Origin of the sequence: Klebsiella sp. Q2 (assembly GCF_009900705.1) — a bacterium.
Taxonomy (GTDB): Bacteria; Pseudomonadota; Gammaproteobacteria; order Enterobacterales; family Enterobacteriaceae; genus Klebsiella; species Klebsiella quasipneumoniae.
This window is the reverse complement of record NZ_JAAABE010000005.1, coordinates 1-22,204: the sequence shown is the minus strand read 5'-3', so window position 1 is coordinate 22,204 and position 22,204 is coordinate 1. Positions and strand designations below refer to the sequence as shown.

The window sequence follows — 22,204 nt, the reverse complement described above, 5'->3', positions numbered from 1 at the left end:
CGTCTTATATCTTGAGAAAATATAATGAAATACATCATAGCTCCCATCGCGACAGCATTATTTCTCCTTAGCGGATGCGATAATGCGCAGACATCTGCCCCGCAGCAACCCACGCCGGAAGTGGGCGTGGTCACTCTGCAAAGCCAGCCGGTTCCGGTAGTCAGCCAGCTCACCGGCCGCACCACCGCCTCGCTCAGCGCCGAAGTACGCCCGCAGGTGGGCGGTATCATCCAGAAGCGCCTGTTTACCGAAGGCGATATGGTGAAGGCCGGGCAGGCCCTTTACCAGATCGATCCCTCCAGCTATCGCGCGACCTGGAACGAAGCGGCGGCGGCGCTGAAACAGGCCCAGGCGCTGGTAGTCTCCGACTGCCAGAAGGCTCAGCGCTACGCGTCGCTGGTCCGGGATAACGGCGTCTCCCGCCAGGATGCCGACGACGCCGCCTCCACCTGCGCCCAGGACAAGGCCAGCGTGGAATCGAAGAAAGCGGCGCTGGAGAGCGCGCGCATCAACCTGAACTGGACCACCGTCACCGCGCCGATTGCCGGGCGTATCGGCATCTCGTCGGTCACGCCGGGGGCGCTGGTCTCCGCCGATCAGGATACCGCGCTGGCGACGATCCGCGGGCTCGACACCATGTATGTCGATCTGACGCGATCCAGCGTCGATCTCCTGCGCTTACGCAAACAAAGCCTGGCCAGCAACAGCGACACCCTCAGCGTGACGTTAACCCTGGAAGATGGCAGCACCTATCAGGAAAAAGGGCGTCTGGCGCTCACCGAAGTCGCCGTCGATGAATCCACCGGCTCGGTAACCCTGCGCGCTATCTTCCCCAACCCGCAGCATGTCCTGTTGCCGGGGATGTTTGTTCGCGCGCGCATCGATGAAGGCATCATGAACGACGCGATCCTCGCCCCGCAGCAGGGGATTACCCGCGATGCCAAAGGCAACGCCACGGCGCTGGTGGTCGATGCCGACAACAAAGTTGCGCAGCGCGCCGTGGAAACCGGCGACACCTACGGCGATAAATGGCTGGTGCTGAGCGGCCTGAAAGCGGGCGACAAGCTGATCGTCGAAGGCACCGGTAAAGTGGCCCCTGGCCAGACGGTGAAGGCCGTTGCCGTCAACAATAACGGAGGCAACGCCTGATGTTCTCCCGTTTCTTCGTGCGTCGCCCGGTCTTTGCCTGGGTGATCGCCATTCTGATTATGCTCGCCGGCGTGCTGGCGATCCGCACCCTACCGGTGGGCCAGTATCCGGACGTCGCCCCGCCGGCGGTGAAAATCTCCGCCACCTATACCGGCGCCTCTGCCGAAACCCTGGAGAACAGCGTCACCCAGGTCATCGAGCAGCAGCTTACCGGCCTCGACCATCTGCTCTACTTCAGCTCTACCAGCAGCTCCGACGGCTCGGTCAGCATCACCGTCACCTTTGAGCAGGGGACCGACCCGGACACCGCCCAGGTGCAGGTGCAGAACAAAGTCCAGCAGGCGGAATCGCGGCTGCCGAGCGAAGTCCAGCAGTCCGGCGTGACGGTGGAAAAATCGCAGAGCAGCTTCCTGCTGATCCTCGCGGTGTATGACAAAACCGACCGCGCCACCAGCTCCGATATCTCCGACTGGCTGGTCAGCAACCTGCAGGACCCGCTGGCGCGCGTGGAGGGCGTCGGCAGCCTGCAGGTGTTCGGCGCCGAATACGCGATGCGCGTCTGGATGGACCCGACCAAACTCGCCTCCTACTCGCTGATGCCTTCCGACGTCCAGTCGGCGATTGAGGCGCAGAACGTGCAGGTCTCCGCCGGTAAAATCGGCGCCCTGCCGTCGTCCAGCGCCCAGCAGCTGACCGCCACCGTACGCGCGCAGTCGCGGCTGCAAACCCCCGATCAGTTCAAAGCGATCATCGTGAAAAGCCAGGCCGACGGCTCGGTGGTGCGCCTGAGCGATGTCGCGCGGGTGGAGATGGGCAGCGAGGATTATACCGCTACCGCCAATCTGAACGGCCATCCGGCCGCCGGGATCGCGGTGATGATGGCCCCCGGCGCCAACGCGCTGGATACCGCGACCCTGGTGAAAAGCAAGATCGCCGAATTCCAGCGTCAGATGCCGCAGGGCTACGATATAGCCTATCCGAAGGACAGCACCGAGTTTATTAAAATTTCGGTCGAGGACGTGATTCAGACCCTGTTCGAAGCGATCGTTCTCGTGGTCTGTGTGATGTATCTGTTCCTGCAGAATTTCCGCGCGACGCTCATTCCGGCGGTGGCGGTGCCGGTGGTGCTGCTCGGCACCTTCGGGGTGCTGGCGCTGTTCGGCTACTCGATTAACACCCTGACGCTGTTCGCCATGGTGCTGGCGATCGGCCTGCTGGTGGACGACGCCATCGTGGTGGTGGAGAACGTCGAGCGCATTATGCGCGACGAAGGGTTGCCCGCCCGCGAAGCCACCGAAAAATCGATGGGCGAAATCTCCGGCGCGCTGGTGGCGATTGCCCTGGTGCTGTCGGCGGTGTTCCTGCCGATGGCCTTCTTCGGCGGCTCGACCGGGGTCATTTATCGCCAGTTCTCGGTGACCATTATCTCAGCGATGATGCTGTCGGTGGTGGTGGCCCTGACCCTCACCCCGGCGCTGTGCGGCGCGCTGCTCAGCCACTCCAGGCCTCATACCAAAGGGTTCTTCGGCGCGTTTAACCGCCTGTGGGGGCGTACGGAAGCGGGCTACCAGCGCCGCGTGCTCGGCGGCCTGCGCCGGGGCGCGGTGATGATGGGCGCTTACGTCCTGATTTGCGGGGCGATGGCGCTGGCGATGTGGAAACTGCCGGGCAGCTTCCTGCCGGTGGAGGACCAGGGCGAGATCATGGTCCAGTACACCCTGCCCGCCGGGGCCACCGCGGTGCGCACCGCCGAGGTGCGCCGCCAGGTAACCGACTGGTTCCTGACGAAAGAGAAAGCCAATACCAACGTCATTTTCACCGTCGACGGCTTCAGCTTTAGCGGCAGCGGTCAGAACGCCGGGATGGCCTTCGTGTCGCTGAACAACTGGTCGCAGCGCAAAGGCGACGACAATACCGCCCAGGCCATCGCCCTGCGCGCCAACAAAGAACTTGGGGCGATCCGCGACGCCACCCTGTTCGCCATGACGCCGCCATCGGTGGACGGCCTTGGGCAAAGTAACGGCTTCACTTTCGAGCTGATGGCCAGCGGCGGTACCGACCGCGACAGCCTGATGAAGCTGCGCAGTCAGCTACTGGCGGCGGCCAACCAGAGCGGCGAGCTGCAGTCGGTGCGCGCCAACGACCTGCCGCAGATGCCGCAGCTGCAGGTGGATATCGATAACAACAAAGCGGTCTCGCTGGGGCTGTCGCTGAGCGACGTGACCGATACGCTCTCCAGCGCCTGGGGCGGCACCTACGTAAATGACTTTATCGATCGCGGCCGGGTGAAGAAGGTCTATATCCAGGGCGAGAGCGACGCGCGCGCGGTGCCCTCCGACCTTGGCAAATGGTTCGTTCGCGGCAGCGATAACAGCATGACGCCGTTCTCCGCCTTCGCCACCACCCACTGGCAATACGGCCCGGAAAGCCTGGTGCGCTACAACGGCTCCGCCGCCTTTGAGATCCAGGGCGAAAACGCCGCCGGCTTCAGCTCCGGCGCGGCGATGGACAAGATGGAAAAGCTGGCCGACAGCCTGCCGGCGGGCTCCACCTGGGCGTGGAGCGGCATTTCGCTGCAGGAAAAGCTGGCCAGCGGCCAGGCGATGAGCCTGTACGCCATTTCGATTCTGGTGGTGTTCCTGTGCCTGGCGGCGCTGTATGAGAGCTGGTCGGTGCCGTTCTCGGTGATCATGGTCATCCCGCTCGGCCTGCTCGGCGCGGCGCTGGCGGCGACGCTGCGCGGCTTAAGCAACGACGTTTACTTCCAGGTGGCGCTGCTGACCACCATCGGCCTGTCGTCGAAGAACGCCATCCTGATCGTCGAGTTCGCTGAATCCGCCGTGGATGAGGGGTATTCGCTCTCCCGGGCGGCGATCCGCGCCGCGCAGACCCGTCTGCGCCCCATTGTCATGACCTCGCTGGCGTTTATCGCCGGGGTGCTGCCGCTGGCCGTCGCCACCGGCGCCGGGGCCAATAGCCGCGTGGCGATCGGCACCGGCATCATCGGCGGCACCCTGACGGCCACCCTGCTGGCGGTGTTCTTTGTGCCGCTGTTCTTCGTGCTGGTGAAACGCTTCTTCACTCGCCAACGTCCTTCTCAGGAGTAAAGTATGTTTCGTTTGAGTTTTATGTTTATCGCGCTCCTGACCGCGGGCTGCGTCTCGCTTGACCCGCATTATGATCGCCCGGCCGCGCCGGTGCCGGCCACCCTGCCCGGGGCGCACGGCGAATCGACGGCGGTGGTCGGCGACTGGCAGAAAGTGGTCAATGACGCGCGGCTGAAAAAAGTGGTCAGTATCGCGCTGAACAGCAACCGCGATGTGCAAAAGGCGCTGGCCGATATCGAGGCCGCGCGCGCCCAGTACGGCGAGACGCGGGCGTCGCTGTTTCCCACTGTCGATGCCGAGCTGAGCCATACCCGCAGCAAAACGGTGGCCAGCGGCCTGAGCTCAACTTCGCAGGCCGACGGCGCGGTCTCCAGCTTCGAGCTGGATCTGTTTGGCAAGAACCAGAGCCTGTCGCGCGCGGCGCGCGAAACCTGGCTTGCCAGCGAATTCACCGCGCAGAATACCCGACTGACGATGATTGCCGATTTGACCACCGCCTGGGTGACGCTGGCGACGGATAACAGCAATCTGGCGCTGGCGCAGCAGACCATGGACAGCGCAGCAAACTCGCGCAACATCGTCGCCCGCCAGATGGCGGTGGGCACCGCCTCCGCCGGCGATTTAAGCTCGGCGGAAAGCGTCTATCAGCAGGCGCGCGCCAGCGTCGCCAGCTACCGCACGCTGGTGGCGCAGGATAAAAACGCCATTAACCTGCTGGCGGGGGAAACCGTGCCGGAGAGCCTGCTGCCCGGCACCCTCGAAAGTCTGGGGGATAACAGCATCGCCCTGGTGCCGGCGGGGGTGTCGTCGTCGGTGCTGCTGCGCCGGCCGGATATACAGGAAGCGGAGCACAACCTGAAGAGCGCCAATGCCGATATCGGCGCGGCGCGGGCGAATTTCTTCCCGTCGATTTCACTGACCGCCAGCGCCGGGGTCGGCAGCGACTCGCTGTCGTCACTGTTCAGCCACGGGATGCAGGTGTGGTCGTTCGCCCCCTCCATCAGCCTGCCGCTGTTCACCGGCGGCAGCAACCTGGCGCAGTTGCGCTATGCGGAAGCGGAGAAAAAGGGGCTGATCGCCACCTACGAGAAATCGATTCAGAGCGCCTTTAAGGACGTTGCCGATGCGCTGGCCCGCCGGGAAACGCTGAGCGAAGAGCTCGATGCCCAGCGGCAGTACGTCGCCGCCGAGCAGACCTCGCTGGATATCGCCATGAAGAGCTATCAGGCCGGGGTCGGCGATTATCTGTCGGTGCTTACGGCCCAGCGCACGCTGTGGTCGGCGAAGACGACGCTGCTGTCCCTGCAGCAGACCGACCTCAATAACCGGATCACCCTCTGGCAGTCGCTGGGCGGCGGCGCCAGTTAATTTCACCCGCCGGGCGGCCGCGCCCGGCTTCTGTAAGGAATCGTTATGCCACGTGTTTCCCTCTCCTGGGCGCTGATCCTCGGCCTGCTGTCGGGCATCGGCCCGCTGTGCACGGATTTTTATCTGCCGGCGCTGCCGGAGATAACTCAGCAACTGCAGGCCACCAGCACCCAGACCCAGCTGTCGCTGACCGCCGCGCTGATTGGCCTCGGTCTGGGTCAGCTGTTTTTCGGCCCGCTGAGCGACCGCATTGGCCGCCTGAAACCCCTGGCGCTGTCCCTGCTGCTGTTTATCTTCTCTTCGGCGATGTGCGCCCTGACAAGGGATATCAACATGCTGATTGTCTGGCGTTTTTTACAGGGCTTCGCCGGCGCCGGCGGTTCGGTGCTGTCGCGCTCCATCGCCCGCGATAAATACCAGGGCACCCTGCTGACCCAGTTTTTCGCCCTGCTGATGACGGTGAACGGCATTGCGCCGGTTCTGTCACCGGTGCTGGGCGGCTACGTTATCACCGCCTTCGACTGGCGAATTCTCTTCTGGACGATGGCCGCCATTGGCGGCGCGCTGCTGGTGATGAGCCTGACTATTCTGCGGGAAACGCGCCCGGCCGCGGCAACCAATGCGACCCGCCAGCGGCCCGACCAGCCGGTGCTGAAGAATCGTCGTTTTCTACGCTTCTGCCTGATTCAGGCCTTTATGATGGCCGGACTGTTCTCCTACATCGGATCCTCTTCCTTCGTGATGCAGAGCGAATACGGCATGAGCGCCATGCAGTTCAGCCTGCTGTTCGGTCTGAACGGTATCGGGCTGATTATCGCGGCGATGATCTTTTCCCGTCTGGCGCGCCGCTTCAGCGCCGAAAGCCTGCTGCGCGGCGGCCTGACGCTGGCGGTGAGCTGCGCGGCGATCATGCTGCTGTTTGCCTGGCTGCAGCTGCCGGTGCTGGCGCTGGTCGGCCTGTTCTTTACCGTGTCGCTGATGAGCGGCATCAGCACCGTCGCCGGCGCGGAGGCGATGAGCGTCGTTGACGCCGCGCAGTCCGGGACTGCGTCCGCGCTGATGGGCACCCTGATGTTTGTCTTCGGCGGCATCGCCGCGCCGCTGGCGGGCCTCGGCGGCGAAACGATGCTGAAAATGAGCCTCGCGATGGCGATCTGCTATCTGCTGGCGCTGCTAATGGGCCTCAGCCAGCCGCGCAGCGCGCGCTAAACGCCAGGTGCGGTAATAAAATATTCCATCTTTATTACCGCACTATTTCCCGCCATATCTACCATTCTCCTATTATTTTCCGCGTACTAATCGTGATACTCTTCACAGGCAAGGAATAAATAATTCCTTATACTGCGCGCCACTGAGAATAACGAGGTTTCTATGAGTATCGACCTGAGCAAACTGCTGACCGAGCGACGTAACGCCAACAGCGCCAACATTGACACCCTCTCCACCCTCGAGATGCTGACGGTGATAAACCAGGAAGACCAGCAGGTAGCCCAGGCGATAACGCCCTATCTGCCGCAGATTGCCGAGGTGGTGGATAAGGTCGCGGCGGCGCTGCAGGCCGGTGGCCGCTTGATTTACATTGGCGCGGGTACCTCAGGGCGTCTGGGGATCCTCGATGCCAGTGAATGCCCACCGACCTTCGGCACCCGCCCGGAGCAGGTGGTGGGGATCATCGCCGGCGGACATAAAGCGATTCTCAGCGCCGTGGAAAACGTGGAAGACAACAAAGCGCAGGGGGCGATGGATCTGCAGAACCTGAACTTCAGCCACCGCGATGTGCTGGTGGGGCTGGCGGCCAGCGGACGCACGCCGTACGTCATTGGCGCCATGGAGTATGCCCATCGCCAGAATGCCTTTGTCGCCATCGTCAGCTGTAACCCGCATGGCGAAATGGCCCAGTTGGCGGACGTCGCCATTACTCCGGTGGTCGGCCCGGAGGTGGTGACCGGCTCAACCCGCCTGAAAGCCGGCACTGCGCAGAAGCTGGTGCTGAACATGATCTCCACCGGGGCGATGATCCGCGTCGGCAAGGTCTACAGCAACCTGATGGTCGACGTCGAAGCGACCAACGCCAAGCTGATTGAGCGCCAGGTTTCCATCGTGATGGAGGCGACCGACTGCGATCGCCCCACCGCCCAGAATGCGCTGGAGGCCTGCGGCCGCCACTGTAAAACGGCGATCGTGATGGTGCTGGCAGACTTAAGCGCCGAAGAGGCGCAGTCGCTGCTGGCGAAAAACAACGGCTACATCCGCAAGGCGCTCAGCAACGCCTGAGCGCCGACAGACAGGTAACGGGCAATGGCAAAAATAACGAAAGAGATGATAGCGCGGATCCTCAGCCACGTGGGCGGCGCCGCAAACGTCGCGCAGGCGGGCAACTGCATGACGCGCCTGCGCTTGACCCTGCGCGATGAAGGTCTGGCCGACACCACCGCCATCCGCCAGATTGACGGCGTGATGGGGGTGATCGTCAGCGACGAGCAGTTCCAGGTAGTGCTCGGCCCCGGCAAAGCGCAAACCGCCGCCGAGATGATGAACGGCCTGCTGGAGGAGGCCCCTGCCGCGCCGTCGCTGGCCGACGTCGCGGCGGAGAGAAAACAGGCGCTGAAGGGCAAGCAGACCAGCGCGGTACAGAAGTTTCTCGCCAAATTCGCCACCATCTTTACGCCGCTAATCCCCGGCTTTATCGCCGTCGGGCTGCTGCTGGGCTTCGCCACCCTGGCGGAACAGGTTTTCGTGCTGGAGAACGCCCATCCGAACGCCAGCCTGGTGGCGCTGATTGGCTATATGAAGGTCTTCAGCAAAGGGATGTTCACCTTCCTGAGCATCCTGATTGGCTATAACGCTCAGAAGGCGTTCGGCGGCTCCGGGGTAAACGGCGCGATTATCGCCTCGCTGTTCGTGCTGGGCTACAACCCGGAGGCGACCAGCGGCGTCTACGCCGGGATCTCCACCTTCTTCGGCCACGGCATCGATCCGCGCGGCAATATCATCGGCGTACTGATCGCCGCCATCCTTGGCGCGTGGGTTGAACGCCAGGTGCGGCGGGTCATGCCGGCCAACCTCGATATGATCCTCACCTCGGCGGTGACGCTGCTGATCATGGGCGCGGTGACCTTTACGGTGATCATGCCGATTGGCGGCTGGTTGTTTACCGGCATGTCGTGGTTGTTCCTGCATCTTAATGGCAATCCGTTTGGCTCGGCGGTGCTGGCCGGTCTGTTCCTGCTGGCGGTGATGTTCGGCGTCCATCAGGGGTTTGTCCCGGTCTATTTTGCGCTGGTGGATGCCCAGGGCTTTAACTCGCTGTTCCCGATCCTGGCGATGGCCGGGGCCGGGCAGGTGGGGGCGGCGCTGGCGCTGTTCTGGCGGGCGAAGCGCGATTCGCTGCTGCGAACCCAGATTAAAGGGGCGATTATTCCGGGCTTCCTCGGGATTGGCGAGCCGCTAATCTACGGCGTCACCCTGCCGCGGATGAAGCCGTTTGTTACCGCCTGCCTCGGCGGCGCCTGCGGCGGCTTCTTCGTCGGACTGATCGCCTGGCTGGGGCTGCCGGTCGGCCTGAACACCGTGTTCGGTCCGTCCGGGCTGGTGGCGCTGCCGCTGATGACCTCCGGCAGCGGGATTTACGCCGGGATGGCGGTTTACGCCGGCGGACTGGCGGTCTCCTACCTGTGCGGCTTTGTGCTCACCTGGCTGTTCGGCAGTAAAAATGTCGATTTAAGCTAGAACGCGATTGTCGGGTCATGCCCGGCGGCGACTTCGCCTTCCCGGGCCTGCAAAATCGTTACCCCGGCGCGGCCAACTACCATTTCCTGCCCCGCCGCCCGGGCGGGCGCATGTTATGATTCCCCTTTGTCACATTTCACCAGAGGAAAAGATGGGCTCCAGCAAAAAAGGGATGCTGAACGTACTGATTGCCGCCGTGCTGTGGGGCAGTTCCGGGGTATGCGCGCAGTTTATTATGCAGGAAAGCCAGATGTCGTCGCCGTTTCTGACCATGACGCGTCTGCTGTTCGCCGGGCTGATCCTGCTGATGCTCGGCTTTGTTCACGGCGACCGCATTTTCCGCGTGCTGCAAAACCGCCGCGACGCCGTCAGCCTGCTGTTTTTCTCGCTGTTTGGCGCGTTAACCGTGCAGTTCACCTTTCTGATGACCATTGAAAAATCGAATGCCGCCACGGCCACAGTGCTGCAGTTCCTGTCCCCGACGATCATCGTCGCCTGGTTCGCCCTCGCCCGCAAAGCGCGCCCCACTCCGTTGGTGCTGGGGGCTATCTGCACCTCGCTGGCGGGCACCTTTCTGCTGGTAACCCACGGCAACCCGACGACGCTGTCGATTTCGCCGGCGGCGCTGTTCTGGGGGATCGCCTCGGCGTTTGCCGCCGCGTTTTATACCACCTATCCCTCGACGCTAATTGCCCGCTACGGGACGCTGCCGATCGTCGGCTGGAGTATGTTGTTCGGCGGTGCGATGCTGCTGCCGTTTTACGGCGGCCAGGGCACCGATTTTGTGGTGAACGGCAGCCTGCTGTTAGCTTTTTTCTACCTGGTGGTGATCGGTACTTCGCTGACATTCAGCCTTTATCTTAACGGCGCGCAGAAGATTGGCGGCGCCAAAGCGGGGATCCTCAGCTGCGCCGAACCGCTGAGCAGCGCCCTGCTGTCGCTCCTGCTGCTGGGGATCACCTTCACGCTGCCGGACTGGCTGGGCACTCTGCTGATCCTGGCGTCGGTGGTGCTGATCGCTATCGACTCGCGGCGGCGGGTGAGAGCCGCCTGAGGCGATGATAACAAACGCCTTTTCAATAAGTTAAATTAACCGCTATTTGCGTGTTTTCCCACCTGCGCATATAGTTGACGGAAGCGATTACGGAAGGAGAAGCCTGATGAAAGCATGTTGGATGGTATGCCTGGTCACCGCCCTGAGCGCCACGTCGGCGTGGGCCGAATCACCGCTGCAAAGCCTGCAGTTCGAGCAGCAAAAGCAGCAGGTGCTCAAAGCGGTGAAGGAAAAATGCGCGCCAGCAAGCCACCTCAGCGACAACGATTTTGCCAATAAAGTGCTGGCGACCGACGGCAACAAGAACGCGGTCCGCGAAGCGACGCTGGCGAAAGAGCGCAATAACCAAAAAAGCTACCAGGCCGCAATCGACAAAATCGTCTGTCCGGCCAAATAGCGGTTATTTCAGCCTGGCGACCAGCGTTTTCCAGTCAAACGGCGTCAGCTGCCTGTAGCTCAGGCTACGGGCGGCCATCTGCTCCGGAAGCTGGCGCTGGCTTTTCGCGATCGCCTCGCTCATTATCCCGGCGCTCCCCACATCACGCAGGGTTTTCACCACCTCTTCCATCTCTTCGCTGCGCCGAACGCCATGTTCCGCCACCCGGCTGATCAGATAGTCGGGAAACGCGCCTGTCCAGCCCAGAGACGGGAAACTATGATGCAAGGAGCTAAGCACCTCCTCCTCGACGCCATATTCACGGGCCGCGAACAGGCATTCTGTGGTGAGCGCTTCAAGACCTTTGATCATCACGCTACGGCACATTTTTATCGCCGACACCTGGCCCACCGTACTGGCGCCATAGCGGGCATTCAGCCCCAGCCCCTGCAGACGCGGCGCGATCGCCTCCGCCTGCGGCCCGCCGATCAATAACGGTGTCTGCAATCGGGCCGGCGGCACCGGCGCCATCACCGCGACATCAATGTAGGCGCCGGGCAGAAAATGTTCAGCTGCCTGCCGTTTCGTTTCCGGCGCCACGGAGTTGAGATCGAGGAAATATTGCCCCGGCTGCAGCAGCGCGGCGGCCTGCTGCGCGACCTTTAACGCCTCACCGGCGGTCACAGTAGAAAAAATCAGCGCGGCGCTCTCCAGCGCCTGCGCCAGCGAACTCCCCGCCTGAACGCGCGAATCACCGGCTTTCCTGACCATTGCCTCTCGCTCCGGGCCATTGAGCTTGCAATCCCATATGGTCACCGCATGCTCACGGGCCAGATCTGCCGCCAGAATGCCACCCGCCTCGCCAAAACCAATAAACGCGATTGTCGTCATCATTACTCCTCACGCGGCCAGACGCGGGCCGGAATAAAAACTTCGCCAGCAAACAGCAGTCGCGCCGTGCGTAACAGGCCGCAGCCTGTCAGGGCGCCGTCTGCGTCAAGCTGAAGCGTCACGCTAAATTCGCCTGTCGGATGCTCGACGCTGAGCAGCGGCGTAGCGCCTGGCGCGACCTGCGCCATGCCCTGCGCGACGGATCCAGGAAGCAGACAGGCGCTGGCCACGCTCACCGCGCCAAATACGCCGATCGACGCGTGGCAGCGGTGCGGGATAAAGGTGCGGCTGCTGATGGCGCCGCCGTGTCGCGGCTCGGCGATCAGGGTCATCTTGGGCACCGTGCGCTGGCTGACGTCGCCAAGCTGCATCAGCGGCCCGGCCTGCAGGCGAATCGACTCCAGGCGACGTTTAAGCGCGTCGTCATTATCCAGCTGTTCGCGCGTCTCATAGCCGGTGCAACCGAGGTCGCACGCGCGCAGCAGGATCACCGGCATTCCGTTATCGATGCAGGTCACCTCGACGCCGTCAAAACGGTCACGGACCCGGCCGGTCGGCAGCAGTGTCCCGCAGCTGGAGCCTGCCACATCAAGAAAATGGAGCAGGATCGGGCTGGCGCTGCCCGGCACGCCATCGATACGACTCTCGCCGACGTAGTCGACCCCGTCGGCATCGCAGGGGATCTCTGCCACCGCCAGTTGCCCCGTATTCTCCATATAAATACGCACCCGAGTGAGCGGCGCATCGTGGCGAATCAGCCCACGCTCGATGGCGAAAGGGCCAACGGCGGCAAGAATATTGCCGCAGTTTTGGCCGTAGTCCACAGAGGCCCCCGTCACGTTCACCTGGGCAAACAGATAGTCCACATCGGCGTCAGGCCGTGCGGAGCGGCGGATAATCGCCACTTTACTGGTCAGCGGATCGGCGCCGCCGATCCCGTCAATTTGCCGGGGATCAGGCGAGCCCATCACCGCCAGCAGCACCGCATCACGTTGCACCGGATCGGCAGGCAGATCGTCAGCCAGAAAACAGGCCGCCTTCGAGGTGCCGCCGCGCATCCATAGACAGGGAATTCCGCGTTGCGCCATCTTACTCCTCCACCTCATCTGCGCTGTCGTAATACCGCAGCCCCTTTTCCGCCAGACGCTGGCGCATCGCGTAAATATCCAGCCCCAGCTCGCCATGGCGCATCCGCTCACGCTTCGCAAGCTCATTGCTCATGCGTGCTTCCGCTTTATCGAGCACATCACGCACCTGGGCGTGAGGCAGCACCACGACGCCATCGTCGTCGGCCACCACGACATCGCCCGGCTGCACAAGCTGGCCTGCGCAAATCACCGGGACGTTAACCGAGCCGAGGCTCTCTTTCACCGTTCCCTGGGCATAAACCTGACGGGACCAGACAGCGAATCCCATCTCCCGCAACGTTTGCGAATCGCGAATGCCGATATCGCCCACCAGACCGACCACACCGCGCGATTGGAGAGACGTCGCCAGCAGATCGCCGAAGAAGCCATCGCCGCACGGCGACGTCGGGGCCACCACCAGAATATCGCCGGCGCGGCACTGCTCGACCGCGACATGAAACATCCAGTTGTCGCCTGGCGTCACCAGTACCGTGACCGCGTTGCCCGCCCGGCTGACGCCCTGCTGAATCGGACGGATTGCCGGCCCCATCAGCCCCTGGCGTGCCCAGGCTTCATGGAGCGTCGCCACCCCGGCCGCCTCACAGCGGCGCAAAACCGCCTCGTCATGGCGCGGCAGATGGCGGATCACAAGGCCTTTTTTATTTAACAGCTTCATGCCAGGTTCTCCGTTACGCGGGGGAAGATGCTCTGGAAGGCTTCACCGTGAACGATATCACGCGCGGCCGTGATGCCGATGTTGCGTTTGGCCTGCACTCCGCGCTGCAGCGCCACGCGGGTGTAGTACTCCCACAAATGCTCCTGGCCCTGCATACACTGAATGGCCTGATACTTTTTCTCCCAGACAGTGGTGATGTCCAGCAGCACATCAGGCTTCCAGTTGCACTGCTCCGGCTGGTGCGGTTCGAAACAGTAAACCGGGGGAGCAGCGACAATTTTCTCGCCAGGGCGATAGCCTTCTGCCTGAGCGATAATCCGAGCCTCCTGAGCCAGGTGGGAGGCCAGCGGGTGATCGTAGTTATAGGGATCCTGCAGCGAGTGCGTCAGAACAAAGTGGGGCTGGATACGGCGATACACATCCGCCAGACGAAACAGCGTCTCTTTATCGGCGCGCAGCGGATAGTCGCCGATATCAAAGAATTCGACGCTGGCGCCCAGGATCTCGGCGGCGGCCTGCGCCTCTTCGCGACGGACTTGCTTCACCGCCTCCTCGGTCATGTTGCCTTTACGCCACAGTTTGGCGGACTCGCCGCGCTCGCCAAAGGACAAACAGACCACATGGACCTGATAGCCCTGCAGGGCATGCAGGGCTATCGCACCGCCCGCGCGCCAGACGAAATCGGCCGAGTGGGCGCTGACGACAAGGGCACTTTTTTCGCTAACCGGATGAGACATGATGGCTTCCTCTGTTGTTTTTTTCAGCTTGTCATGTCCCGCCGCTGGAAGGTAATTCGTTAACTTGCGAAGGCTATGATTTTTATTTATGTTGTCGACTCACTCACTATTTCAGGCCTGACGAATAATGCTGAAGAGAAAGCACGATAAAATCATAAATATCATGCAGCTGCGCTTTTTTTGTCAGGTCGCGCTGCGCGGAAGCGTCTCGCGTGCTGCCGATGACTTATTCCGCACGCAGTCAGCGATAACCCGGGCTATCCGCGACCTTGAAGCCGCGTTGAACGTCACGCTGTTCGAACGCCATTACAGCGGCATGGTGCCCACCGAGTATGGCAAGTGCATCCTGCCGCGCGCCCGGCGGGCGATTGACGACCTGCAGGCCATCCCGGCGCTGTTGCAGAAGCACCATACCCGCACCAGCGGCCCGCTGGCGGACGCCGGTTGGCTGTTCAATACCCGCCGGTTAGCCATTTTTATTCAGCTCTATCACGTCAACCATACCCAAACCGTCGCGCAACAGTTGGGGATCACCCAGCCGGCGGTCAGCGCCGCGCTGAAGGTCCTGGAGAAAGGGGCGGATTCGGCGCTGTTTCGCCGAACGCCAGAAGGGGTGCGTCCCACGCCTGCCGCAGAACTGCTCTATCCCCCGGTGAGCAGAGCGCTCAACGAGCTGGAAAACATCTGGAGCGATCTCGCCGCCCGTCGCGGGGTGCTGGAGGGCACCGTGCGCATTGGCGCCCTGCCGCTGAGTCGCACCCGGCTACTGCCCTCCGCCATTGCCGCCTTTCTGGCCCAGCACCCGGGTATTACCCTCATGACCAATGAAAGCCCGTATGAGTCGCTGGTCGCCGATATGCGCGCAGGTAATATCGATTTTATTATCGGCGCCCTGCGTCAGGATGAAGATCTCCCGGACCTCTGTAGCGAGGCGTTATTCGAAGAGGATATGCTGATTTTACTGCGTAATAACCACCCGCTGCTGCGCCATCCGGACCCGCGCAGCCAGCTGGCGACGGCGCAATGGGTGCTGCCGCGCGCCAACGCGCCGGCGCGCCATTTGCTGGATAAGGCGTTTGTCACCCTGGGGCTGCCGCTGCCCCAGCCGACGGTGGAGACCGGGGATGCGGCGATGGTGCGAGGATTGCTGCAGGACTCCGACATGCTGGCGGCGGTTTCCGCCAGCCAGATGCGTTTTGAAACTGACAATGGGTTGCTCAGCGTGTTGCCGGTCCCCCTGCCCGATACCACCCGGCGTATCGGGCTGACGTTTCGCGCCGGCAGCCTACCCTCCCCGGCGACGCAGGCGCTGTTGCGTTTTATTTATCAGCAGGTTCAGGACGGGACTGTTTAACGTTTACCCGCCACCGAATAGGTTACCTGTTGGTTGCGCGTTTGCTGAAACGCCTCCAGCGTCTGCCCGCGCATCGCGGCGTAAATATGCAGGTTGGATACGCCGACCACCGCGCCCATTTTCTCCAGCAGGAAGAAACTGGCGCCATACTGAATCAATCCCCGCCAGTCGCGTGCGTTGAGCAACTGCTGTTCCTCCTCACTCAGTCCGGCTTCGGCATAAAGCGACTGAGGCGACTGCAGAAAACGTTCGCGCCAGGCAGGCTCAATCAGCCGATGCAGGAAACGGTTAAGCCGCAAGCCATTCAGGCTGCGCTCGTGGGTAAAAGGATAGGTTCCCGGCAGTTTCTCCACCCCGGCCAGCTGCTGCGCCATATGCTGGCGATGGCGCGTCAGGGTATCGACGGGGGGCAGGCGCGCATTGTTCTCAAGGATCAGCGTAGCGATACCGGTCATCGACGGCAGGTAATAGTCGCGCCAGGTTTCGGTGACATTGGCTGATAGCGCGCCGCGCATCACCAGCCACATGATCACCTCAGACCCTTCCATTCCCCCCAGCTCGGCATATTCGCCAAGGGTCATTTCGGTAAGCTTTTCCGGGTCATTAACCAGCATGTCAACAAACTGGGCATCCCAGTCGGGATTATTAAATCCGCAGCGCTCGCCATGAACCTGATGCGAGAGCCCGCCGGTCGCGACAATCGCCACATTGATATCTTCCGGGAAGCTTTCAATTGCCCGGCGCAGCGCCTGGCCGAGTCGGTAACAACGGCGCGCGCTCGGTACCGGAAATTGCAGCACGCCGATCTGTAACGGGATCACCGCCGTCGGCCACCCCTGCGCTTCATCCCAGGGCAACAGCGCCGAAAGCGGCGAGAAAAGGCCGTGGTCGAGCTTTTTATCCATAAAGAACGACATATCAAACTCATCGGCCATCAGGCTGGCGCCAATGTGCCTTGAGAGCGCCGCATTGCCCTGGACCGGCGGCAGACAGCGTGGTCCGCCGCCTTCATCGGCAACGTCATATTGACTATCGATTCCCAGCGTAAATGTCGAATAGTGATCGAAGAAAAAGGCGGTCACATGGTCATTAAAGATGTACACCAGCGCATCCGGTTTTTTCTCCTCCAGCCAGCGCTGCAGCGGTTCGAAGCTCTGGAAGATCGGCGACCATGCCGGGTCCTGCTGTTTATGATGATCGACCGCGAAGCCGATAGTCGGGGTATGAGAGACGGCGATACCGCCGAGAATGTTAGCCATCAGATAACTCCACTTATCGGTGTTCCAGGGGGGATGACAAAGCGTCCAGTTCTGCCTCTGTGAGTCGAGGCTTAGCGTGATTCATACGGTGCAACAAAATACAGGTCCCCGCCAGGCAGGCCGGCAGCGCAAGCACCAAAAAGATCGACGAGTGTCCCGGCACGACCAGCATCAGCATCCCGCCCAGCGTGGAGCTGAGAATAGCCCCGGTACGGCCGATACCATGCATCCAGCTGACGCCGGTAGCACGGATCTCGGTTTGATAATAGGCTGGCGAATAGGCCTGCAGACCGTTCTGCGCGCCGTTAATGCACATCCCGCTGATAAAAATCAGCACCGACAGCGCCGCCGATCCGAAGTCCATCAACCCCTGGGACAACAGGCACAGGCAGCCGAGGAAATAGGTTGCCGCAATCACCGCTTTCGCCGAAGCACGATCCATCAGCATACCGACAAGGATCCCGCCCAGCGGGCCGCCGAGCTGGAACAAGCCGGTCATCATCGCCGCCTGCTGCAGCGACAGCCCGCCGGAGCGGAGAATGGTTGGCAGCCAGCCGTTCAGCAGATATATCACGAACAGCCCCATAAAATAGGTTAGCCACAGCGCTATCGTGCCGCGGGCATAACCATGCCGAAACAGCTGTGCCACTTTACTGCTCCGCGTGATGGGCGGCGCATTCAGCTGGAAGACGGTGTCAGCCGTAAACTGGCCTCCAAGCCGGTTAAGCGCCCTGGCGATCTGCTCGCCCGGTAGTCGGCGCGCCACCATGCTCATCGCCGACTCCGGCAACATCACGATCATAAAGGGAAGCACCACGAGCGGCAGCACGCCGCCAAAAATCAGCGCCGAGTGCCAGCTGTAATGCGATAACAACCCGGCAGCGATAAAGCCGCCGAGGCCGGAACCCACGTTGAATCCGCTGTACATCAGGGTGATCATCACCCCTTTACGCCGCTCCGGCATATATTCCGCCACCAGCGTGACGCAATTGGGCATCACGGCGCCAAGTCCGAGGCCGGTGAGAAAGCGCAGCAGCGCCAGCTGCGACGGGCTTTGCGCCACGGCGCCGGCCAGGCTGAACAGCGCAAACAGCGCCACCGACCAGAGTAAAATGCGTTTTCGGCCGTAGCGGTCAGAAAGCGGGCCCGCCACCAGCGCGCCAATGGCGACGCCGAACATAGCCGCCCCAAGAATCGGCCCCATTTCAGCCCGGCTGATGCCCCAGTCCTCGATGAGCGCCGGGGCGACAAAGCCCATCACCGCAGCGTCATACCCATCCAGCATAATGATGATGAAACAGAGCAGCAGCACGTTCCATTGAAAGCGCGAGACCGGGCGGGCATCTATCCACGCTTTCACATCGACAACGTTCATGTGATTCATAGGGTGACTTCCTCAAGCAGGCGGTACGAATGTTCTGGTTAGTGTTTTTTTTGAGTGGAACTTTCGTACTCAACTTAAGGCAGGTTACGCAGGCTGTCCGGTTCGAAAACCCGGCGACAGATATGAGTTTTATTTATAATGTGAGGGATACGACAAAAAACAGCCAATAAAAAACCCGCAGCCAACGGCGGCGGGTCAGGGCAAGAGCGACGATCAGTGCTTTGGAATAATTAAATCGCCGCGCAGCGGGCTGCCGCCCGGGTTGTCCGTTTTCTCGGTCAGCCAGTTGACGATCCGCGACGCCATCGCGTCCATGGAATATTCAATCGCCGGGATAGTCGGGATTCCGGGCAGCTGTAACGATCCGGCGAGGCTAAACACCATCACATTTTGCGGAACGGCGCGGTTAAACGCCTGCAGCTGCGGCACCACGCGCTGCGCCTGCAGCTCATCGCTCACCAGCAGCGCGTTAAAGTTCAGCGTCGTGGCGTTATTGACCAGCTCCTGCACCGCCACCGACGGCGAGGTGTTATCCAGAAACACCAGATTGCGATTAAACGGCAAAAAGTTTTTTTCCAGCGCGTGCTTGTAGCCCAGCAGCACCTGATCGGCAAAGCCGCTGCTCTGCGGATGGATCAGCGCAATCTGCCTTCTGCCCTGGCTTATCAGATAGTGGCAGGCGGTTTCGGCGGCGAAGGCGTGATCGAACTGAATGCTGTTTTCGCCCTCGCTGTCGAGGCAGTCCACCAACACCACGTCCGGGCGGTTAATATTCAGAGGAAAACGCGCGCCGATGATCAGCACGTTATCGCACAGCCCGCAGGTTAACTCCTCCAGCGAGTTCATCACGCCGCTGCTGGTGTTGGCGAAGCGCAGCAGCAGGTGCTTCTGGTGCTGGCTGAGCTGTTTTTCCAGGGCGTAGAGATAGCTGGTGGTTTGATTGATATTGTCCTGGGCGCAGATGACGCCGATGCAGCCGGTGGACTGGCTAAGCAACGACTGGGCTATCATGTTTGGCCGGTAATTGAGCGCTTCCGCCGCCTGCAGCACCGCCTGACGACTGGCTTCCTTCACGCCACGTGAGCCGCTCAACACTCGCGACACCGTGGCTTTGGAAACCCCGGCAAGTCGTGAAACATCATTGATTGTCGACATCATTTTCCCCTGCGCGGGCGCCACGTCCCGCCAAAATCCTGTAAACCTGAATCGCTTCAATTATGACCAGCGCAGTATAGCCATTTCGCCATTTGTTTGGAAACCGATTTTCCATTTCAGCGCAAAACATCGCCAAATCGACAGAATAATGTGAGCCAAATCCAATAAATCCGCCCCATAAGCAGGAGATCTTGACCACTATCACAGTTCTGCTTTTTATAAATGGAAACCGGTTTCCGTCTGATATCAAATCATCCACGCAATAACTTTTTACATTTTGAGGATGGTCGTCGATGTACAAGATTATGCTGTGCTGCTCTGCCGGAATGTCCACCAGTCTGCTGGTCAGAAAGATGGTGGAGGCGGCGAATGAACGTGATCTGCCGGTGCAGATTGACGCCTATGGCGTTTCCGAATTTGACATCCAGTTTCCGCAGTATCAGGTGGTGTTGCTAGGCCCCCAGGTGAAATACATGTTGAAAACCCTGTCTGACAAAGCGGCTTCCCTGAACATTCCCGTTCAGCCCATCGATACGATGGACTACGGTATGCAGCGGGGAGACAACGTCCTGAATTATGCTCTGTCGCTGATCGCAGCGACGCACTGAGAGGTGTTGAAATGAGTTCTCTGTATCAGTCCATGATTGCCGTGATCGAGCAATCTATTACTCCGCTGGCAGGACGCCTTGGGCAGCAGAAATATGTTATCGCTATCCGCGATGGCTTCACTGCCGCATTGCCGTTTATGATCATCGGCTCTTTCATGCTGGTATTTATCTTTCCGCCGTTTTCACCCGAGACCACCAACGGCTTTGCCCGCGGCTGGCTCGATTTCTCCCAGCACTACCGCGAACAGCTGATGCTGCCGTTTAACCTCAGCATGGGCGTAATGACCTTCTTTATCTCGGTCGGCATTGGCGCCAGCCTCGGTCGTCAGTTTCAGCTGGATCCGGTGATGTCCGGTCTGCTGGCGTTTATGGCCTTCCTGCTGGTCGCCGCGCCCTATGCCGATGGAAAAATTTCCACTCAGTATCTGTCCGGCCAGGGCATTTTTACCGCCCTCATCACCGCCATCTACTCCACCCGCGTCTACGCGTGGCTGAAGCAAAACAACATCACCATTCGACTGCCGAAAGAGGTACCGACCGGCGTCGCTCGTTCGTTTGAAATCCTTATCCCGGTGCTGGTGGTGATTGGTACTTTGCATCCGCTAAACCTGTTTATCGAAGCGCAGACCGGGATGATCCTGCCGCAGGCGATCATGCATCTGCTGGAGCCGCTGGTTTCCGCCTCCGACTCGCTGCCGGCGATTTTGCTCTCCGTCCTGATGTGCCAGATTTTCTGGTTCGCTGGGATCCACGGCTCGCTGATTGTCACCGGCATTATGAACCCGTTCTGGATGGCTAACCTCTCGGCAAACCAGGCGGCGCTGGCGGCCGGCACGGTGTTGCCGCACGTCTATCTGCAGGGCTTCTGGGATCACTATCTGCTGATTGGCGGCGTCGGTTCGACCCTACCGCTGGCCTTCCTGCTGCTGCGTAGTCGGGCCACGCATCTGCGCACCATCGGCAAGATGGGCATCGTGCCGAGCTTCTTTAATATTAACGAGCCGATCCTGTTCGGGGCGCCGATCATCATGAACCCGATGATGTTTATCCCCTTCGTCTGCGTACCGATGGTCAACGCGGTGCTGGCTTACGGCGCGACGCGTCTTGGCTGGCTGAGCCAGGTGGTGTCCCTCACTCCGTGGACCACGCCGGCACCGATTGGCGCCTCGTGGGCGGCCAACTGGACGCTGAGCCCGGTAGTGATGTGCCTTATCTGCATGGTGATGTCGGCGGTGATTTACCTGCCGTTCCTGCGCGCCTATGAACGTTCCTTAATGAAAACCGAAGTTGAGAAAACCAAAAATAGCGTTCCGGTAGCAGAAACCGTTAGCTAATTCCTCTCCGCCCCGGAGAGATAATATGATGGCAGCGTAATAATGCAGAAAAAGGACTTTCACTGCATTATTAAATAATAAAGACCTCAGGAATACACATGATTGAATTAGAAGATGCGGTAATGGAAATTATCGTTAATGCGGGACAGTCACGCTCATTATGTTTTGAAGCGCTACATGCGGCCCGAACCGGAAATATCGACGAAGCGCGTTTACTGTTAAATGAAGCCGACGGTTACGCCCGTCGGGCGCATCAGATGCAGACCCAGCTCATCGAGCAGGATGCCGGTGAAGCGCGTCAGCCTATGACGCTGATTATGGTACATGCCCAGGATCATCTGATGAATTCGCTGCTGGCCCGCGAGTTCTCAGAAGAATTAATCCATCTGTACCAGCGTTAATTAATATGGAATAACGCCTGCGAGAATATTATTCTCCGGCGTCGCTGTACCCTAAAAAACAAATCAGCTTATTTTGGCTATATATTTTAGCCAGAATGGGATGGTTATTATCTGAAATATATTAATTATTAAAGCGAGATAACCATGAATACTGTGAAAAAACTGCCTTTAGCCATGGCGGTTGTCGCCGCGCTGTGCCCAATTTCCGTAATGGCGCAAGAATTTACTCAGGAACAGATCGACGCCATCGTCGCCAAAGCCGTTGATAAAGCGCTGGCCGAACGCCAGGCGAAAATCGACGCCGCGGCTGACAAAAAGGTCGACGTGATCACCAACCCGCAGACCACCGCCGCCTCGCCGGATATGGACATTCCGTTCGGCCTCAAGTTCAGCGGCTATGCCCGCTATGGCGCCCACTTCCAGACCGGCGACCAGAAATATGTCGGCGTCGACGGCTCCTATAACGGCGCCTCGGCGATCGGCCGCCTGGGCAAC

General features: G+C 60.6%; 20 protein-coding genes and 1 pseudogene. 13 read left to right on the top strand and 8 right to left on the bottom strand.

Annotated features, from left to right (window positions below):
- The first annotated feature begins 24 nt into the window (after positions 1-24).
- From eefA to GT756_RS19000, 8 genes are all read left to right on the top strand, one after another.
- The gene (eefA, locus tag GT756_RS19035) at positions 25-1,149 is read left to right on the top strand and encodes a multidrug efflux RND transporter periplasmic adaptor subunit EefA (RefSeq protein ID WP_032456753.1); all 1,125 of its coding nucleotides are present in this window, start codon (positions 25-27) and stop codon (positions 1,147-1,149) included.
- Complete coding sequence (gene eefB, locus GT756_RS19030; RefSeq protein ID WP_065878887.1) at positions 1,149-4,256, top strand: multidrug efflux RND transporter permease subunit EefB; 3,108 nt, start codon at positions 1,149-1,151, stop codon at positions 4,254-4,256. Before eefA ends, eefB begins: the two co-directional genes overlap by 1 nt.
- Before the next feature lie 3 nt (positions 4,257-4,259).
- Positions 4,260-5,624 (top strand): multidrug efflux RND transporter outer membrane subunit EefC, encoded by a 1,365-nt coding sequence (gene eefC, locus GT756_RS19025; RefSeq protein ID WP_004205125.1) that lies wholly within the window; start codon positions 4,260-4,262, stop codon positions 5,622-5,624.
- A gap of 45 nt (positions 5,625-5,669) precedes the next feature.
- Complete coding sequence (locus GT756_RS19020) at positions 5,670-6,833, top strand: multidrug effflux MFS transporter (protein WP_126494031.1); 1,164 nt, start codon at positions 5,670-5,672, stop codon at positions 6,831-6,833.
- 162 nt (positions 6,834-6,995) lie between these two features.
- Entirely contained in the window at positions 6,996-7,898 is a 903-nt protein-coding gene (murQ, locus tag GT756_RS19015) for an N-acetylmuramic acid 6-phosphate etherase (protein WP_126494030.1), read from the top strand.
- A gap of 24 nt (positions 7,899-7,922) precedes the next feature.
- On the top strand, positions 7,923-9,353 hold the full coding sequence (gene murP, locus GT756_RS19010) for a PTS N-acetylmuramic acid transporter subunit IIBC (protein WP_064178598.1): 1,431 nt from the start codon (positions 7,923-7,925) through the stop codon (positions 9,351-9,353).
- A 151-nt stretch (positions 9,354-9,504) separates the two neighbouring features.
- Positions 9,505-10,407 carry a DMT family transporter gene (locus GT756_RS19005; RefSeq protein ID WP_004205129.1) on the top strand — a complete coding sequence of 301 codons (903 nt, stop codon included), beginning with the start codon at positions 9,505-9,507 and terminating at the stop codon, positions 10,405-10,407.
- A gap of 106 nt (positions 10,408-10,513) precedes the next feature.
- Positions 10,514-10,804, top strand: a complete 291-nt coding sequence (locus GT756_RS19000; protein ID WP_002923120.1) for a YicS family protein — start codon at positions 10,514-10,516, stop codon at positions 10,802-10,804.
- A 3-nt stretch (positions 10,805-10,807) separates the two neighbouring features.
- Here GT756_RS19000 and GT756_RS18995 read toward each other — a convergent pair whose 3' ends face one another.
- Genes GT756_RS18995 through galB form a run of 4 tightly spaced genes read right to left on the bottom strand, consistent with a single transcriptional unit; the run spans position 10,808 to position 14,214 of the window.
- A complete protein-coding gene (locus tag GT756_RS18995; protein WP_023319368.1) occupies positions 10,808-11,674 on the bottom strand; it encodes an NAD(P)-dependent oxidoreductase in 867 nt (288 codons plus the stop codon).
- 2 nt (positions 11,675-11,676) lie between these two features.
- On the bottom strand, positions 11,677-12,762 hold the full coding sequence (locus tag GT756_RS18990) for a 4-oxalomesaconate tautomerase (protein WP_032456756.1): 1,086 nt from the start codon (positions 12,760-12,762) through the stop codon (positions 11,677-11,679).
- Between the two features lies 1 nt (position 12,763).
- On the bottom strand, positions 12,764-13,477 hold the full coding sequence (locus tag GT756_RS18985; protein ID WP_017900182.1) for a 4-carboxy-4-hydroxy-2-oxoadipate aldolase/oxaloacetate decarboxylase: 714 nt from the start codon (positions 13,475-13,477) through the stop codon (positions 12,764-12,766).
- On the bottom strand, positions 13,474-14,214 hold the full coding sequence (gene galB, locus GT756_RS18980; RefSeq protein WP_004205133.1) for a 4-oxalmesaconate hydratase: 741 nt from the start codon (positions 14,212-14,214) through the stop codon (positions 13,474-13,476). The genes GT756_RS18985 and galB overlap by 4 nt, the downstream gene beginning before the upstream one ends.
- A 127-nt stretch (positions 14,215-14,341) precedes the next feature.
- Between galB and GT756_RS18975 the strand changes: the two genes are divergently transcribed.
- Positions 14,342-15,568 (top strand): LysR family transcriptional regulator, encoded by a 1,227-nt coding sequence (locus tag GT756_RS18975; protein ID WP_017900183.1) that lies wholly within the window; start codon positions 14,342-14,344, stop codon positions 15,566-15,568.
- On the opposite strand, the gene GT756_RS18970 is transcribed toward GT756_RS18975, so the two are convergent.
- From GT756_RS18970 to GT756_RS18955, 4 genes are all read right to left on the bottom strand, one after another.
- Positions 15,565-16,827: a gallate dioxygenase gene (locus tag GT756_RS18970; protein WP_004205139.1), complete on the bottom strand. Its 1,263-nt coding sequence runs from the start codon at positions 16,825-16,827 to the stop codon at positions 15,565-15,567. The genes GT756_RS18975 and GT756_RS18970 overlap by 4 nt on opposite strands.
- 13 nt (positions 16,828-16,840) lie before the next feature.
- The gene (locus GT756_RS18965) at positions 16,841-18,211 is read right to left on the bottom strand and encodes an aromatic acid/H+ symport family MFS transporter (protein ID WP_094334428.1); all 1,371 of its coding nucleotides are present in this window, start codon (positions 18,209-18,211) and stop codon (positions 16,841-16,843) included.
- 213 nt (positions 18,212-18,424) lie between these two features.
- Positions 18,425-19,366, bottom strand: coding sequence for a LacI family DNA-binding transcriptional regulator (locus GT756_RS18960; RefSeq protein ID WP_004205142.1), 942 nt, complete (start codon positions 19,364-19,366; stop codon positions 18,425-18,427).
- Positions 19,350-19,625 carry a hypothetical protein gene (locus GT756_RS18955; protein ID WP_125627477.1) on the bottom strand — a complete coding sequence of 92 codons (276 nt, stop codon included), beginning with the start codon at positions 19,623-19,625 and terminating at the stop codon, positions 19,350-19,352. The genes GT756_RS18960 and GT756_RS18955 overlap by 17 nt, the downstream gene beginning before the upstream one ends.
- Before the next feature lie 34 nt (positions 19,626-19,659).
- Between GT756_RS18955 and GT756_RS18950 the strand changes: the two genes are divergently transcribed.
- The 4 genes and pseudogenes from GT756_RS18950 to GT756_RS18935 all read left to right on the top strand — a co-directional run.
- Positions 19,660-19,974 carry a PTS sugar transporter subunit IIB gene (locus GT756_RS18950; RefSeq protein ID WP_160125003.1) on the top strand — a complete coding sequence of 105 codons (315 nt, stop codon included), beginning with the start codon at positions 19,660-19,662 and terminating at the stop codon, positions 19,972-19,974.
- Positions 19,975-19,985: 11 nt separating this feature from the next.
- Positions 19,986-21,308: a PTS sugar transporter subunit IIC gene (locus GT756_RS18945; protein WP_004205144.1), complete on the top strand. Its 1,323-nt coding sequence runs from the start codon at positions 19,986-19,988 to the stop codon at positions 21,306-21,308.
- A gap of 98 nt (positions 21,309-21,406) precedes the next feature.
- Entirely contained in the window at positions 21,407-21,709 is a 303-nt protein-coding gene (locus GT756_RS18940) for a PTS lactose/cellobiose transporter subunit IIA (protein ID WP_004205145.1), read from the top strand.
- 144 nt (positions 21,710-21,853) lie between these two features.
- Positions 21,854-22,204: pseudogene (locus GT756_RS18935) on the top strand (hypothetical protein); the annotation flags it as partial.

Coding starts and splice junctions, on each gene's coding strand:
- eefA (WP_032456753.1), top strand. CDS start 25: ATGAAATACATCATAGCTCCCATCGCGACAGCATTATTTCTCCTTAGC.
- eefB (WP_065878887.1), top strand. CDS start 1,149: ATGTTCTCCCGTTTCTTCGTGCGTCGCCCGGTCTTTGCCTGGGTGATC.
- eefC (WP_004205125.1), top strand. CDS start 4,260: ATGTTTCGTTTGAGTTTTATGTTTATCGCGCTCCTGACCGCGGGCTGC.
- GT756_RS19020 (WP_126494031.1), top strand. CDS start 5,670: ATGCCACGTGTTTCCCTCTCCTGGGCGCTGATCCTCGGCCTGCTGTCG.
- murQ (WP_126494030.1), top strand. CDS start 6,996: ATGAGTATCGACCTGAGCAAACTGCTGACCGAGCGACGTAACGCCAAC.
- murP (WP_064178598.1), top strand. CDS start 7,923: ATGGCAAAAATAACGAAAGAGATGATAGCGCGGATCCTCAGCCACGTG.
- GT756_RS19005 (WP_004205129.1), top strand. CDS start 9,505: ATGGGCTCCAGCAAAAAAGGGATGCTGAACGTACTGATTGCCGCCGTG.
- GT756_RS19000 (WP_002923120.1), top strand. CDS start 10,514: ATGAAAGCATGTTGGATGGTATGCCTGGTCACCGCCCTGAGCGCCACG.
- GT756_RS18995 (WP_023319368.1), bottom strand. CDS start 11,674: ATGACGACAATCGCGTTTATTGGTTTTGGCGAGGCGGGTGGCATTCTG.
- GT756_RS18990 (WP_032456756.1), bottom strand. CDS start 12,762: ATGGCGCAACGCGGAATTCCCTGTCTATGGATGCGCGGCGGCACCTCG.
- GT756_RS18985 (WP_017900182.1), bottom strand. CDS start 13,477: ATGAAGCTGTTAAATAAAAAAGGCCTTGTGATCCGCCATCTGCCGCGC.
- galB (WP_004205133.1), bottom strand. CDS start 14,214: ATGTCTCATCCGGTTAGCGAAAAAAGTGCCCTTGTCGTCAGCGCCCAC.
- GT756_RS18975 (WP_017900183.1), top strand. CDS start 14,342: ATGCTGAAGAGAAAGCACGATAAAATCATAAATATCATGCAGCTGCGC.
- GT756_RS18970 (WP_004205139.1), bottom strand. CDS start 16,827: ATGGCTAACATTCTCGGCGGTATCGCCGTCTCTCATACCCCGACTATC.
- GT756_RS18965 (WP_094334428.1), bottom strand. CDS start 18,211: ATGAATCACATGAACGTTGTCGATGTGAAAGCGTGGATAGATGCCCGC.
- GT756_RS18960 (WP_004205142.1), bottom strand. CDS start 19,366: ATGTCGACAATCAATGATGTTTCACGACTTGCCGGGGTTTCCAAAGCC.
- GT756_RS18950 (WP_160125003.1), top strand. CDS start 19,660: ATGTACAAGATTATGCTGTGCTGCTCTGCCGGAATGTCCACCAGTCTG.
- GT756_RS18945 (WP_004205144.1), top strand. CDS start 19,986: ATGAGTTCTCTGTATCAGTCCATGATTGCCGTGATCGAGCAATCTATT.
- GT756_RS18940 (WP_004205145.1), top strand. CDS start 21,407: ATGATTGAATTAGAAGATGCGGTAATGGAAATTATCGTTAATGCGGGA.